Source organism: Streptomyces sp. NPDC005898 (assembly GCF_040629635.1).
GTDB lineage: Bacteria > Actinomycetota > Actinomycetes > Streptomycetales > Streptomycetaceae > Streptomyces.
Genome location: NZ_JBEXWC010000002.1, coordinates 486,280 through 499,745 on the forward strand (window position 1 = coordinate 486,280; position 13,466 = coordinate 499,745).

A 13,466-nucleotide genomic window follows, 5' to 3' on the forward strand; every position below is an offset into this window, starting at 1 on the left:
GTTCCTGTGGCTCTCAGGAAGGCGTGTTTCACGTGAAACCAATCGATCCGCGTCTGCTCTGTTACGCCCGTGCCACCCGCTTCTTCCTCGTCGCGGTGGTGGTCCTGGGGCTCGCGGGGGCGGGGCTGGTCATCGGCCAGGCGATGCTCATCGCCGAAATCGTGGTGGGCGCCTTCCAGAAGGGCCTGCCGGCCGCCGACCTGGGGCTGCCGCTGTCGCTGCTCGCCCTGGTCGCGGTGGGCCGGGGGCTGGTCTCCTGGCTGACCGAGCTGGCCGCGCACCGGGCGAGCGCGGCGGTCAAGTCGGAACTGCGGGGGCGGCTCCTGGCGCGGGCCGGTGAGCTGGGGCCCGGCTGGTCGAGCGGGCAGCGGACCGGCTCGCTGGTGTCGCTGGCGACGCGCGGCGTGGACGCGCTGGACGACTACTTCTCGCGCTATCTGCCGCAGCTGGGGCTCGCGGTGGTGGTCCCCGTGGCGGTGCTCGCCCGCATCGTCACCGAGGACTGGGTGTCGGCGGCGATCATCGTGGTGACGCTGCCGCTGATCCCGATCTTCATGATCCTGATCGGCTGGGCGACGCAGAACCGGATGGACCGGCAGTGGAAGCTGCTGTCCCGGCTCTCGGGGCACTTCCTCGACGTCGTGGCGGGGCTGCCCACCCTGAAGGTGTTCGGCCGTGCCAAGGCGCAGGCCGAGTCGATCCGGAAGATCACCGGCGAGTACCGGCAGGCGACGATGCGGACGCTGCGCATCGCCTTCCTGTCGTCCTTCGCGCTGGAACTGCTCGCCACGATCTCCGTCGCGCTGGTCGCGGTGACCATCGGCATGCGGCTCGTCCACGGCGAGATGGACCTGTACGTCGGTCTCGTCATCCTCGTCCTGGCGCCCGAGGCCTATCTGCCGCTGCGCCAGGTCGGCGCGCAGTACCACGCGGCGGCGGAGGGTCTTGCCGCCGCCGAGGAGATCTTCGAGGTCCTCGAGACCCCGGTGCCGGCGACCGGCACCCGGGCGGCGCCGTCGGGCGTGCTGAGCGTGGAGGGTGTGACGGTCCGGTATCCGGGGCGGGCGTCGGACGCGGTCTCCGGGGCGTCGTTCGAGGTGGCGCCCGGGGAGACCGTGGCGCTCGTCGGGCCCAGCGGGGCGGGCAAGTCGACCCTCCTGAACGTGGTGCTCGGGTTCGTGCGGCCCACCGAGGGGCGGGTGCGCGTCGGGGGTGTCGACCTCGCGGAGGTCTGTCCCGAGCGGTGGCGCGAGCGGATCGCGTGGGTGCCGCAGCGCCCGCACCTCTTCGCCGGGACCATCGCGGAGAACGTACGGCTCGCGCGGCCCGAGGCGTCGGACGCGCTGCTGCGGGAGGCCCTGTGCGACGCGGGGGCGCTGGAATTCGTGGACGCGCTGCCGGCCGGGGCGAACACCCCGCTGGGGGAGGACGGGGCCGGGCTCTCCGCCGGGCAGCGGCAACGGCTCGCACTGGCCCGGGCGTTCCTGGCCGATCGGCCCGTGGTGCTGCTCGACGAACCGACGGCGGCGCTCGACGGGGGGACCGAGGCGGGGGTCGTGGAGGCCGTGCGGCGGCTGGCCGTCGGGCGGACGGTGCTGCTGGTCGTGCATCGGCCCGCGCTGCTGGCCGTGGCGGATCGTGTGGTGCGGCTCGCCGCGGTGCGCGAAGGGGCGGCGCGGGCGTCGGGGGTTGCTGGGTCAACCTTTGGCGCGTCGGGCTTGGATGCGGCGGTTCTTGGTGCTCCGGGTTCGGACGTGCCGGTTCTTGATGCGCCGGCCTTTGGCGCGTCGGCCTTGGACGTGCCGGTTCTTGACGCGCCCGTCTTTGGTGCGTCGGGCTCGGACGCGGCGGCTCTTGGTGCGTCGGCCCTGGACCCGGCGGCTCTCGATACGTCGGCCTTGGACGTGCCGGTTCTTGGTGCGCCCGCCTTTGGCGCGGCGGGCTCGGACGCGGTGGCTCTCGATGCGCCGGCCCTTGCCGCGTCGGCCTCGGACGCGTCCTCCCACGGTGCGCAGGCCGCCGGGGAGCGGGAGGTCTCGCCCGTCGCGACGGCGGGTGGTCGGGCGGGGGGCGCCGAGAAGGGGCGTGGCGTGGCGGCCCGCGTACGGGCGGCCGCGGGGGCGCGGCGAGGGCAGCTGGCGCTCGCGCTGTTGCTCGGGAGTCTCGCGCTGGGCAGTGCCGTCGGGCTCATGGCCACGTCCGGATGGCTGATATCCCGGGCCGCCGAACAGCCCCCGGTGATGTACCTGATGATCGCCGTGACGGCGACCCGCGCCTTCGGCATCGGCCGCGCCGTCTTCCGCTACGCCGAGCGGCTCGTCTCGCACGACGCCGTGCTGCGAATGCTCGCCGACACCCGCGTCGCGGTCTACCGCCGCCTGGAACGGCTCGCCCCGGCGGGCCTGCGCACCACCCGCCGCGGTGACCTCCTCTCCCGCCTGGTCGCCGACGTCGACGCCCTTCAGGACTACTGGCTGCGCTGGCTGCTGCCCGTCTCCGCCGCGGCCGCGGTGAGCCTCGGAGCCGTCGGTTTCACCGCCTGGCTGCTGCCCGAGGCGGGCGCGGTGCTCGCCGTGGGGCTGCTCGCCGCGGGCGTCGGGGTGCCGCTGCTGAGCGGTGCCGTGGCGCGCCGCGCGGAGCGGAAGCTGGCCCCCGCGCGCGGGGTGCTCGCCACGCGCGTGGCCGATCTGCTCACGGGGACGGCCGAGTTGACCGTCGCCGGCGCGCTGAAGCGGCGTACGGCCAAGGCCGGGGAGGCCGACGCCGAGCTGACGCGGATCGCCTCCCGGGGCGCCACCGCCACCGCGCTCGGCGACGGTCTCGGCGCGCTCGTCACGGGCCTCACGGTGACCGCGGCCGCGCTCGTGGGGGTGCGGGCGGTGCAGGACGGGCGGCTCAGCGGTGTCGTCCTGGCCGTGGTCGTGCTCACGCCGCTCGCCGCGTTCGAGGCGGTGCTGGGGCTGCCGCTCGCCGTGCGGTACCGCCAGCGGGTCATGAAGAGCGCCGAGCGCGTCCACGAGGTCCTCGACGCCCCCGAGCCGCTGCCGGAGCCCGCGGCGCCCGCGCCCGCCCCGCGCTCGCCCTTCCCGCTGCGGGTCGAGGGGCTGCGCGCACGCCACGAGGGGCAACGGGACGACGCGCTCGCCGGTGTCGACCTGACGCTGGAGCGGGGGCGGCGCATCGCCGTGGTCGGCCCCTCCGGTTCGGGCAAGACGACGCTCGCGCAGGTGCTGCTGCGCTTCCTGGGCGCGTACGAAGGGACGTACACGCTCGGGGGCACGGACGCGGCCGCGCTGGACGGCGACACCGTGCGCGGCATGGTCGGGCTCTGTGCCCAGGACGCGCACATCTTCGACAGCTCGGTACGCGAGAACCTGCTGCTCGCCAAGAAGGACGCCACGGACGCGGAGCTGCGCGGCGCGCTGGAGCGGGCTCGCCTGGACGAGTGGGTCGCCTCGCTGCCCGACGGCCTCGACACGCTCGTCGGCGAGCACGGGGCGCGGCTCTCCGGAGGTCAGCGGCAGCGCCTCGCGCTGGCCCGCGCGCTGCTCGCGGACTTCCCCGTCCTGGTGCTCGACGAGCCGGCCGAGCACCTCGACCTGCCGACCGCGGACGCCCTCACCGCCGACTTGCTGGCGGCCACGAGGGGCCGCACGACACTGCTCATCACGCACCGCCTCGCCGGGCTCGACGCGGTGGACGAGGTGCTCGTCCTGGAGGGCGGGCGCGTGGCGCAGCGCGGCACGTACGGGGAGCTGGCGGCGGTGGAGGGTCCGCTGCGGCGCATGGTGGAGGTGGAGCGTGCGGCCGATCTGCTCGGCGTGGCCTGAGGGCCGGGGCAGGCCGGGACGCCCTCCGTGGGCACGCGGCCCCCGAGGGACGACCGCCCATGCTCGACAGGCTTCGACTTTCCCCAGTAACTCGGCAGGCTTCGACTTTCCCCGGTAAATAGGACTTACTAGGCTCAAAGTCATGTCAGTACCTTCGGCCTCCGCCGATTCCCCGCTCCCCGACGGCACACCGGATCCGGCGGGGACAGCGGCGCGGGCGGCCCGCGGCCTCCAGGGGCTCTCCCCCGAGCTGACCTCCCGGGTGCCGCAGCTGCTCGAAGCGATGCGGTCGGTCGGCACCGGGCTCGAACTCCACACCACCCTGGACCGCATCTGCGAGACCGCCGCCGAACTGGCGGGCGCCCGCTACGCCGCCATCGGCGTCGTCGCCGACGACGGCAAGGGGCTCTCCGAGTTCGTCTACCACGGCATCGACGAGCGGACCGCCGAGCGGATCGGGCGGCTGCCGGACGGCCACAAGGGGCTGCTCGGCGCCCTCATCCACCAGCCGAGGACGCTGCGCCTCGCCGATCTCTCCGCCGACCCGCGCTCCTGCGGATTCCCGGCCCACCACCCGCCGATGCGGACCTTCCTCGGCGTCCCCATCCGGGTCCAGGGGGAGATCTTCGGCAACCTCTATCTGACGGAGAAGCGGGACGGGGCCGAGTTCAACGACTACGACGTGCACATGGTGCGCGTCCTCGCCACGGAAGCCGGCATCGCCATCGGCAACGCCCGCCTCTACGAAGCCGCCAAGCAGCGCGAACGCTGGATCGACGGCTCGGTGGCGGTCACCACGGCCCTGCTCTCCGGCAGCGACGCCGAGGACGCCCTCGCCGTCGTCGCCGAACAGGCCAGGCGCCTCGCGGACTCGGCGGCCGGGATCGTGCTGCTGCCCGACGAGGAGGGCGGCATGGAGGTCGTCGCCGTCTCCTCGGACGAGCCCACCGGGGCGCTCGGCCTGATCGTGCCTCCGGAGAGCCGCCTCGTCGCGCAACTGCTCGAAGGGGAGGCCGTCTTCATCGACGACGCGGCCACCGACCCCCGGACGATGACCGACCTCGCGCGCCGCTACGGCCCGGTCATGATGCTGCCGCTGCACAGCGACGGCCGGGTCCTCGGGACGCTCGTGACGCCCCGCGCGCGCGGGGCGCGCCGGTTCAGCGAGGCCGAGCGGACGCTCGCCGCGCAGTTCGCCTCACAGGCCGCGCTCGCCCTGATGATGGCCGACGCGCAGCGGGACCGGGAGCGGCTCGCCGTGTACGAGGACCGCGACCGGATCGCCAGGGACCTGCACGACCTCGTCATCCAGCGCCTCTTCGCCACCGGGATGATGCTGGAGAGCGCCCAGCGCCGGTCCGTCGTGCCGGAGGTGCAGGTCGGCGTCGGGCGGGCCGTGGACGAACTGGACGTGACGATCCAGGAGATCCGCACCGCGATCTTCGCGCTCCAGCAGGGTCCGGCCGAGGCGCCGTCGGGGCTGCGCACGCGCGTGCTGCGCGAGATCAACATGGCCGCCGTGCCGCTCGGCTGCAAGCCCACCCACCACTTCGTCGGCCCCGTGGACACCGTGGTCGGCGAGCTGACCGGGAAGAACCTCATCGCGGCCCTGCGGGAGGCCCTCTCCAACGCCTTCCGGCACGCGCACGCCGCCCGCATCGACGTCGTCGTCGACTCGACGGTGCGGCTGCCCGACGGGCAGCAGGGCGTACGTCTGACGGTCGCCGACGACGGCGTGGGCATCGCCGAGGGCGGCCGGCGCAGCGGCCTGAAGAACCTCAAGCGGCGGGCCGAGTCACTGGGCGGCGACAGCTGGTACGGGGAGGGGATCGGCGAGGACGGCGGCGGGACGACGGTGGTGTGGCAGGCGCCGCACTGACGGCCGGGCCTGTGGCCATATCGACGTAGGGGAAGCCCTGTGCGGAGGCGCTGTGCGGCCGTTCGGGGTCATGCCGCTGGGCCGCACGGGGCAATCGCGCCCCCCGAGTACACGAGTGGCGTAGGAGGCGCCGGGCCCGACGGGGAAGCGATCGGTGACATGCGCCTGAGCCACCGTCGTCCGCGCCAGCGCCCTCCGCGCCGGCTCCTGAGTGTGTCGGTGCTGCTGTGCGCGCTGCTCGGCCTCGTGGTTCCGGCCGCGTCGCCTCCCGCCGCGGCCGCCGCCGTGACCACCGAGGGGTCGAGCGCCGGCGCCACCGTGGCGCGGCTCTACGAAGAGGCCGCCCGTGCGAGCGCCCACTACGAAGAGGGGCGTCGGGCGGCGCGCCTCCAGAAGAGGAAAGTTCGGAAACTGGACCGTCTCCTTGCCGCGCAACGGCGCCGTGTCGCCCTGCTGTCCGAGGACCTCGGCCTGCTGGCCAGTGCCCAGTACCGCACGGGGGGCGGCCTCCCCCACGCGGCTCGGCTGCTCCTGGCCGACAGCCCCGACGCACTGATGCGCGGCCGGCAGGTCCTGTCGCAGGCCGACCTGGCCGTCAACAGCACGGTCGCCGAGACGCGGCGGGCCGCCACCCGGCTCGTGGCCGCCAAGCGCAGGGCTGACCTGGCCAAGCGCGCGCTCATCCGGCGCAACGCCCGGCTGGCGAGGCTGAGGCGGGGCATCGAACGGAAGCTTGAGTCGGCTCGGTGGACCCTGCAGGGCCAGGCGGATCGGGCGGTCGCCGCGGGCAGGTGCCGGGGCGCCGTGCGCCAGCGCCTGCGTCAGCCGAAATCAGCCGCCACTCGCGCGTGGGTGACGCCCGTGCGGGAGTACGAACTCTCCGCGGGCTTCGACAGCACCGGCCGGCGCTGGGCCCACCGGCACACCGGGCAGGACTTCGCGGTCGGCATCGGGGCGCCCGTGCGGTCGGTCGGCGCGGGCCGGGTGCACAGGGTGGCGTGCGGGGGCGCCTTCGGCATCGAGGTCGTGGTGCGGCACCGCGGCGGGTACTTCACGCAGTACGCGCATCTGGCGACCGTCACGGTGGACAAGGGGGACAAGGTGCGCGCCGGCCAGTGGGTCGGACAGGCCGGCACCACCGGGAACTCCACCGGCCCGCACCTGCATTTCGAGACCCGGCTCACGCCGCGATTCGGCTCGGGGATCGACCCGCGGAAGTGGCTGGCGCGGCGCGGGGTCCGGATCTAGGACCGGTCCCGCCGCTCCAGATCTAGGACCGGTCCCGCTGCTCCAGGCGCTCCGCCAGGATCCGTTCGATCACGACCGCGACGCCGTCGTCGTTGTTGGCGACCGTGCGCCCCGAGGCGGCGGCGATGACGTCCGGGTGGGCGTTGCCCATCGCGTACGACGTGCCCGCCCAGGTCAGCATCTCGATGTCGTTCGGCATGTCCCCGAAGGCGACGACCTCGGCGGGCGTGATGCCGCGCTCGGCACAGCACAGCTCCAGCGTGCTGGCCTTGGAGACGGTGGGGCCGCTGATCTCCAGGAGGGCGCTGGGGCTGGAGCGGGTGACCGTCGCCCGCTCGCCGATGGCCGCGCGGGCGGTCACCAGGAAGTCGTCGGGCTGGAGTTCGGGATGGAAGGCGAGGATCTTCAGGATCGGCTGTTCGGCGACGGCGGGGTCGCCGGGGTCCTCGGCCAGGAGCTTCTCCGCGGGTGCGACGCTCTCGCCGGGCTCCATGTGCAGCGGCGGATACGCCTCCTCGTGGTGCAGTCCACCGGTCCGCTCGATCGCGAAGGCCGTACCCGGCGACGCGGCGCGCAGCCTGCGGACGACGTCGAGGGCGCACGCCCGCTCCAGTGCGCGGACCTTGACGAATCGGTGGGCGCCGGGGCCGCCGTGCAGGTCGACCACCGCGGCGCCGTTGCCGCAGATGGCGAGGCCGTGGCCGTGGACATGGGCGCTGACCACGTCCATCCAGCGGGCCGGGCGGCCGGTCACGAAGAAGACCTCGATGCCGGCCTCCTCGGTGGCGGCGAGCGCGGCGATCGTGCGGTCGGAGACCGACTTGTCGTCGCGCAGCAGCGTGCCGTCCAGGTCCGTCGCGATCAGCCGGGGCCGTGGCCGCGGCCCCGACGGCGCGGAGACGGCCGGGGTGCCCGGGGTGCCCGGGATGGCCGGGGTGCCCGGGGCTTCCGGGGTGGGGACGGCCGGAGGCTGGGGCCCTGGGGTAGCTGAGGTCACACCGCCGATTGTCCCGCATATGCCCGCACGGGCGTGCGCGGGGGCGCACATCTGAGTGGACCGTGGCCGGACGCCGCCGCTGGTCGAGCCGCACGGGGGACGGGGGCCGAGGCATGTCCGCACGGGCTCGGTGTCCGGGCGGGACGGCGGGAAGGGGACCATTCGGGGGCCCTCGGCGTCGCCGTAAGCTCTGAGGCATGAGCCTGCGCCTGAGCACCGTGATCCTGCCCGTACGCCGCTGGCACGAAGGCGGCCGCGACCAGTGGCTGCGCGCCGAGGAGCTGGGCTTCCACACCGCGTACACGTACGACCACCTCGCCTGGCGCTCCTTCCGCGACGGCCCGTGGTTCGGCGCGGTGCCCACCTTGACCGCCGCCGCGGCCGCCACCGAGCGGCTGCGCCTGGGCACGCTCGTGACGTCACCCAACTTCCGCCACCCGGTGACCCTCGCCAAGGAACTCATCTCGCTCGACGACATCTCCGGCGGGCGGATCACGCTCGGCATCGGCGCCGGCGGCAACGGCTTCGACGCCACGACCCTCCTCGCCGAGGGGCAGCAGCCCTGGACCCCGCGCGAGCGCGCCGACAGGTTCGGCGAGTTCGTGCCGCTGCTCGACCGGCTGCTGACCGAGGACTCGGTGACGTACGAGGGGACCTTCTACTCGGCGACCGAGGCGCGCGACATCCCGGGCTGCGTGCAGCGGCCGCGACTGCCCTTCGCGGTGGCGGCGACCGGCCCGCGCGGTCTGCGGCTCGCCGCCCGGCACGGCCAGGCGTGGGTGACCACGGGCGACCCGAAGCTCTTCGAGAACGGCACGCCCGAGGAGTCCCGCGAGGCGATCCGGGGCCAGATCGAGAGGCTCGGCAAGGCGTGCGCGGACCTCGGCCGGGACGTCGCCGAGCTGGACAAGATCCTCCTCACCGGCTTCACGCCGGACCGCAACCGCCCCCTGGAGTCCGTCGACGCCTTCGTGGACTTCGCCGGCCGGCACAGGGACCTCGGCTTCACGGAGATCGTCGTCCACGCCCCGATCCCGGACTCGGACTTCGCCACCGACCAGGTCGTCTTCGAGAAGATCGCGACCGAAGCGCTCTCCCAGCTGCGCTGAGCCACCGCCGCGGTGATCCTGGCCACGGGCACCCGCGGCAAGCCCGCGCTGATCCACGTGGCGTGCTCCCTCAGCGCACCCGGGAGCTGAGCCACGGCGTGAGCGTGACGAGGGGGACGAACTCCTTGTACGTCTCGTCGCCGGGCAGCGGCACGACCAGTCGGTAGCCGGGCGGGAACCGCCTGCCCTTGACGTGGGCGAGACCCCCGAGCACCGACCGCACGAACGCGGGCACGGAGTCACGCGGCACGTCGGGAAACTCGACGCCCTCCACCGTGATCAGGGCGTCGGCCCCGCCACCGTCGCCTTGGGCGTCGCCGTCGTCGGGATAGAGCCGCACCGAGATCCTCGGCGAGCCGCCGAGCTCGACGAACGCCTCGTGCGGCAGCGAACCGTCCGGATTTGCCGTCACGCCGATCCCGGCGGCGGTGCGCCGCGAGGTCTGATCGGCGCCGATGGCGTGGGAGACCTCGATCTCCCGGTCATGCTCGCGGGCCACCGCGCGCAGGGCGACGAGGGCGGCTTCGGTGCTGGGCAGGTGCTCCATGCCACCGATCATGCCTCGCCGGACGCGGGCACGCGTTTTCCCCGCACTCGATTGATGGCCACCGAGTTCTCATCAACGGATTTGGGCCCCCAGGTTTGATCCACAACCAAGTCCGGTTATCCACAGGAAAGTTGACAGTTCTGTGGACAACCATGTGGTACTTTAGAATAGTTGGGCAACTTACGTCCGGTTTGGGTCAGTTATCATTAATGCGTCCAATGTCCGTGCCGCCACTTCTCGTTCAGCGGCCGCCGCGATGAACGCCGCGGCGTTGTCGTCGCCAACCAGCGCGCGTACAGCCCGCATTGTGGCGGCGGGCAGCGGCACCGGCTGCGGCTCCTCCACGTCGGCCACCGGACACTCCGGGTCAAGATGCCGGCGCAAGTGCCGCGTGGCGAACAGGCGCATAGCGCGGGCGAGTTCGGCGTCGACGGACTGCTGGGCCAGCGGGCGCAGGCGGCGCACCAGGGAGGCGGCCTCGGCGGCGTCCGCCTCCGTCGGCGGATGCGGACCGAGATAGCGGGCGAAGACGTGCTCCGTGGTGAACTCCAGGAAACGGGAGGCTATGTACTCGACCTGCCCCCTCAACTCCCGCAAATGGCCCGCTATCGCCGAGAGCGGAACGCCCGCCGCGTGCAACTCCACCGCCACGGCCAGCTCTTGCGGGCTCGGCACCAGGAACTCGTCCTCGCTGCCCGGCACCGGTTCGAGGATCCCGAGGGCGACCGCGTCGGCCACCGCCGCCTCGTCCTGGACGCCTCCGAACGCCGCCTCCAGCTCCGCGCGGGTGATCCGGTCGGCCTTCTCGTCCGTCCAGGGCCCGTCGACCTCCGCGGCCAGACCGAGCACCCCGCCCAGGCCCCGCCCGGTGTCCCAGGCCTCCAGCAGTTCCTTTATGGACGCCAGGGTGTACCCACGGTCGAGCAGGTCAGCTATCTGCCGCAGCCGGGCCAGATGCGCTTCCCCGTACACATTGGCCCGGCCGCGCCGCTCCGGGCGGGGCAGCAGCCCGCGGTCCTGATAGGCGCGGATCGTGCGCACCGTCGCGCCGCTGTGGTGCGCCAGATCCTCGATGCGGTACTCCACGCTGACCGTCCTTCGTACTGCGTCGTGCCGGGCGGTGCGGCCGCCCTGTCGTGCTCCGCCAGGGAGTACCGCGAGCGGCCGCTCACAGGGGCGGCTCCAGTCGGGCCATCGCGCGCAGGGCCCTCGGGGTGAAGCGCGACATGAGGTGGGCGCCGCGGGCCTCGGGGGTGACCGGGACGACCGCCTGGTTCTTGACGACGGCGCGCAGGATCGCGTCGGCGACCTTCTCCGGCGGGTAGTTGCGCAGGCCGTAGAGCCGGGCGGTGCGCTTTTGGCGGCGCTTCTCCTCGCCGGCGTCCACCCCGACGAAGCGGGCTGTCGACGTGATGTTCGTGTTGACGAAGCCCGGGCATATCGCGGAGACCCCGATGTCCTTGCCCGCCAGCTCCGCGCGCAGGCATTCGCTGAGCATCAGGACCGCCGCCTTGGACGTGCTGTAGGCGGGCAGCGCCTTCGACGGCTGGTAGGCCGCCGCGGAGGCGGTGTTGACGATGTGGCCGCCCTGGCCGCGCTCGGCCATCTGCTTGCCGAAGAGACGGCAGCCGTGGATGACGCCCCACAGATTGACGTCGAGGACCTTCTTCCAGTCCTCGGCGCTGGTGTCGAGGAAGGAGCCGGAGAGGCCGATGCCCGCGTTGTTCACCAGGACGTCGACGACGCCGTACTCCCGGGCGACCTTCTCGGCGAGCTTCTCCATGGCCTGCTCGTCACAGACGTCGACCGTCTCGCCCCAGGCCTCGGGGGCGCCGATCAGACGGGACAGCTCCGCGGTGCGGGCGGCGCTCTCCTCGTCCCGGTCGACGGCCACCACGCGGGCGCCCGCCTCGGCGAAGGCGAAGGCGGTGGCCCGCCCGATGCCGCTTCCCGCGCCCGTGACCAGGACCAGCCGGCCGCTGAACCGGTCGGCGTACTTGCCCGTGGCGGTGCTGTCCTTTCCGGGCAGCCCGTCCTCGTTGGCCGTCGCGAAGTCCGCGATCCACGCCGCCAGTTGGTCAGAGCGCGTGCGCGGCACCCAGTGCTTGGCCGGCAGGGTGCGGCGGACCAGCCGCGGGGCCCACCGCTCCAGGTCGTCGTAGAGCCGCTCGGACAGGAAGGCGTCCCCGGAGGGCGTGATGAGCTGCACCGGCGCGTGCGCGTACGCGTCGGCGCGGGGCCTGCGCAGCCGCGCGCGGACGTTGTCGCGGTAGAGCCAGGCCCCGTGTGCGGCGTCCTGGGGGAGCGACGGCGTCGGGTAGTCACCGGCCGGGACCTTCTCCACGCGCTGGAGGATCTTCGGCCAGCGCTTTCCCAGCGGTCCGCGCCAGGCCAGCTCGGGGAGGACGGGGGTGTGCAGCAGGTACACGTACCAGGACTTGGCGCCCTGGCCGAGCAGCTGGGCGACCCTGCGCGGGGTCGGCCGTGCCACCCGCTTCTTGATCCAGTGCCCGAAGTGGTCGAGCGAGGGCCCGGACATCGAGGTGAAGGACGCGATCCGCCCCTCGGTCCGCTTGACCGTCACGAACTCCCAGGCCTGCACCGAGCCCCAGTCGTGCCCGACCACATGCACCGGGCGGTCCGGGCTGACCGCGTCGACGACCGCGAGGAAATCGTCGGTCAGCTTCTCCAGGGTGAAGCCGCCGCGCAACGGCCGCGGGGCCGTCGACCTGCCGTGGCCGCGCACGTCGTACAGCACGACGTGGAAGCGCCCGGCGAGGCGCTCGGCGACCTCGGTCCACACCTCCTTGGAATCCGGATAGCCGTGCACGAGCAGGACCGTGGGCCGCTCGGGGTCGCCCAGCTCGGCGACGCACAGCTCGATCCCGCCCGTACGCACCCGGCGCTCGCGCGCGTCCTTCATCGTGTCGGTGCCTTTCCCGCTGCCCGCTCCGGTCGTCATACGGCGGCCCTCTCCTCGGCCCAGCGCCGCACATGCGGCAGATCGTCGTCCAGCCAGAAGGCGCTCTGTTCGGGATCCCTGGAGTCGGTGACGACGAGGATCTCCTCGAACTTGGCGCCCGTACCCCTGAACCCGAGGTGCGGTTCGACCGCCCAGAGCCCCGCCCGGGGCGGGTGGTCGGAGAACTTGTGGGGCGACCACAGCGGTGACCAGCCCTCGCGGTGGCCGTGGAGCAGGTCGCTCGCCAGGCCCTTGAGCGACTGGGTGCCGAACCCGAAGAGGTGCGGGGACAGGCGGCGCTCCTTGACCCGGTCGACCTTGTGCGCGATGACCCCGAAGGGATAGGCGCGATGGCGGTTGGCATAGCCCTGGCGGACCATGAGCCGGTCCACGTCCTCGTAGATCTCGCGCAGCGGGCGGCGCTCGCGGACCTCCCGCAGGATCAGCTCGCGGTGTGCCTCCAGGTCGGCCAGCAGCTTGTCGTGGACGGGATTGAGGCCCAGGCAGCCGGAGTACCCGACGTCGGCCGTGAAGCCCTTGTACACCGGGGCCATGTCGAGGATGAACGGCATCCCCGGCTCCAGCTCGCGGTGGGTGGGGAAGAACTGCAGCGGTATCCGGAAGTCCGTGAACGCCGTGCGGTCGCCGAACCAGGCGAAGGGCAGATGGAACCAGTCCCGCACGCCCCGCTCCCGCAGCCACTCGCGCTGCATCCGGGCGGCCTCGCGCTCCGTCACCCCCGGCCGGAGCTGGGCCGCGACCGCCTCGGCGCATTCATACGCCAGGGCCTGCACTTCCCTGAACCCCCGCAGTTCCGCCGGGAGTCCGCCTGCACCTGCTGAGGTCATGCCACCGTCCGTCCCGAGTCCGGTCCACCCGTGTCCGGCAGCTCGC

At 73.3% G+C, this 13,466-nt stretch carries 9 protein-coding genes; 4 read left to right on the forward strand and 5 right to left on the reverse strand.

The window, feature by feature from the left end:
• Positions 1 to 32 precede the first annotated feature (32 nt).
• The 3 genes from cydD to ABZ385_RS04975 all read left to right on the forward strand — a co-directional run bounded on the left by cydD (position 33) and on the right by ABZ385_RS04975 (position 6,957).
• On the forward strand, positions 33 to 3,830 hold the full coding sequence (gene cydD, locus ABZ385_RS04965; protein WP_358909703.1) for a thiol reductant ABC exporter subunit CydD: 3,798 nt from the start codon (positions 33 to 35) through the stop codon (positions 3,828 to 3,830).
• A gap of 142 nt (positions 3,831 to 3,972) precedes the next feature.
• A complete protein-coding gene (locus ABZ385_RS04970) occupies positions 3,973 to 5,709 on the forward strand; it encodes a GAF domain-containing protein (RefSeq protein WP_358909705.1) in 1,737 nt (578 codons plus the stop codon).
• Positions 5,710 to 5,922: 213 nt separating this feature from the next.
• Positions 5,923 to 6,957: a M23 family metallopeptidase gene (locus ABZ385_RS04975; RefSeq protein ID WP_358909707.1), complete on the forward strand. Its 1,035-nt coding sequence runs from the start codon at positions 5,923 to 5,925 to the stop codon at positions 6,955 to 6,957.
• Positions 6,958 to 6,979: 22 nt separating this feature from the next.
• Here the strand turns inward: ABZ385_RS04975 and ABZ385_RS04980 are convergent, their stop codons facing one another.
• Entirely contained in the window at positions 6,980 to 7,885 is a 906-nt protein-coding gene (locus ABZ385_RS04980) for a Cof-type HAD-IIB family hydrolase (protein ID WP_358696757.1), read from the reverse strand.
• Between the two features lie 266 nt (positions 7,886 to 8,151).
• Between ABZ385_RS04980 and ABZ385_RS04985 the strand changes: the two genes are divergently transcribed.
• Entirely contained in the window at positions 8,152 to 9,063 is a 912-nt protein-coding gene (locus ABZ385_RS04985; protein ID WP_358909709.1) for an LLM class flavin-dependent oxidoreductase, read from the forward strand.
• 70 nt (positions 9,064 to 9,133) lie between these two features.
• Here the strand turns inward: ABZ385_RS04985 and ABZ385_RS04990 are convergent, their stop codons facing one another.
• The 4 genes from ABZ385_RS04990 to ABZ385_RS05005 all read right to left on the reverse strand — a co-directional run bounded on the left by ABZ385_RS04990 (position 9,134) and on the right by ABZ385_RS05005 (position 13,420).
• Positions 9,134 to 9,622, reverse strand: coding sequence for a hypothetical protein (locus tag ABZ385_RS04990; RefSeq protein ID WP_358909711.1), 489 nt, complete (start codon positions 9,620 to 9,622; stop codon positions 9,134 to 9,136).
• Between the two features lie 168 nt (positions 9,623 to 9,790).
• Positions 9,791 to 10,696: a MerR family transcriptional regulator gene (locus tag ABZ385_RS04995; RefSeq protein ID WP_358909712.1), complete on the reverse strand. Its 906-nt coding sequence runs from the start codon at positions 10,694 to 10,696 to the stop codon at positions 9,791 to 9,793.
• An 82-nt stretch (positions 10,697 to 10,778) separates the two neighbouring features.
• A complete protein-coding gene (locus ABZ385_RS05000; RefSeq protein ID WP_358584090.1) occupies positions 10,779 to 12,572 on the reverse strand; it encodes an SDR family oxidoreductase in 1,794 nt (597 codons plus the stop codon).
• Positions 12,569 to 13,420, reverse strand: a complete 852-nt coding sequence (locus ABZ385_RS05005; RefSeq protein WP_358584091.1) for a M24 family metallopeptidase — start codon at positions 13,418 to 13,420, stop codon at positions 12,569 to 12,571. The genes ABZ385_RS05000 and ABZ385_RS05005 overlap by 4 nt, the downstream gene beginning before the upstream one ends.
• Positions 13,421 to 13,466: the final 46 nt, after the last annotated feature.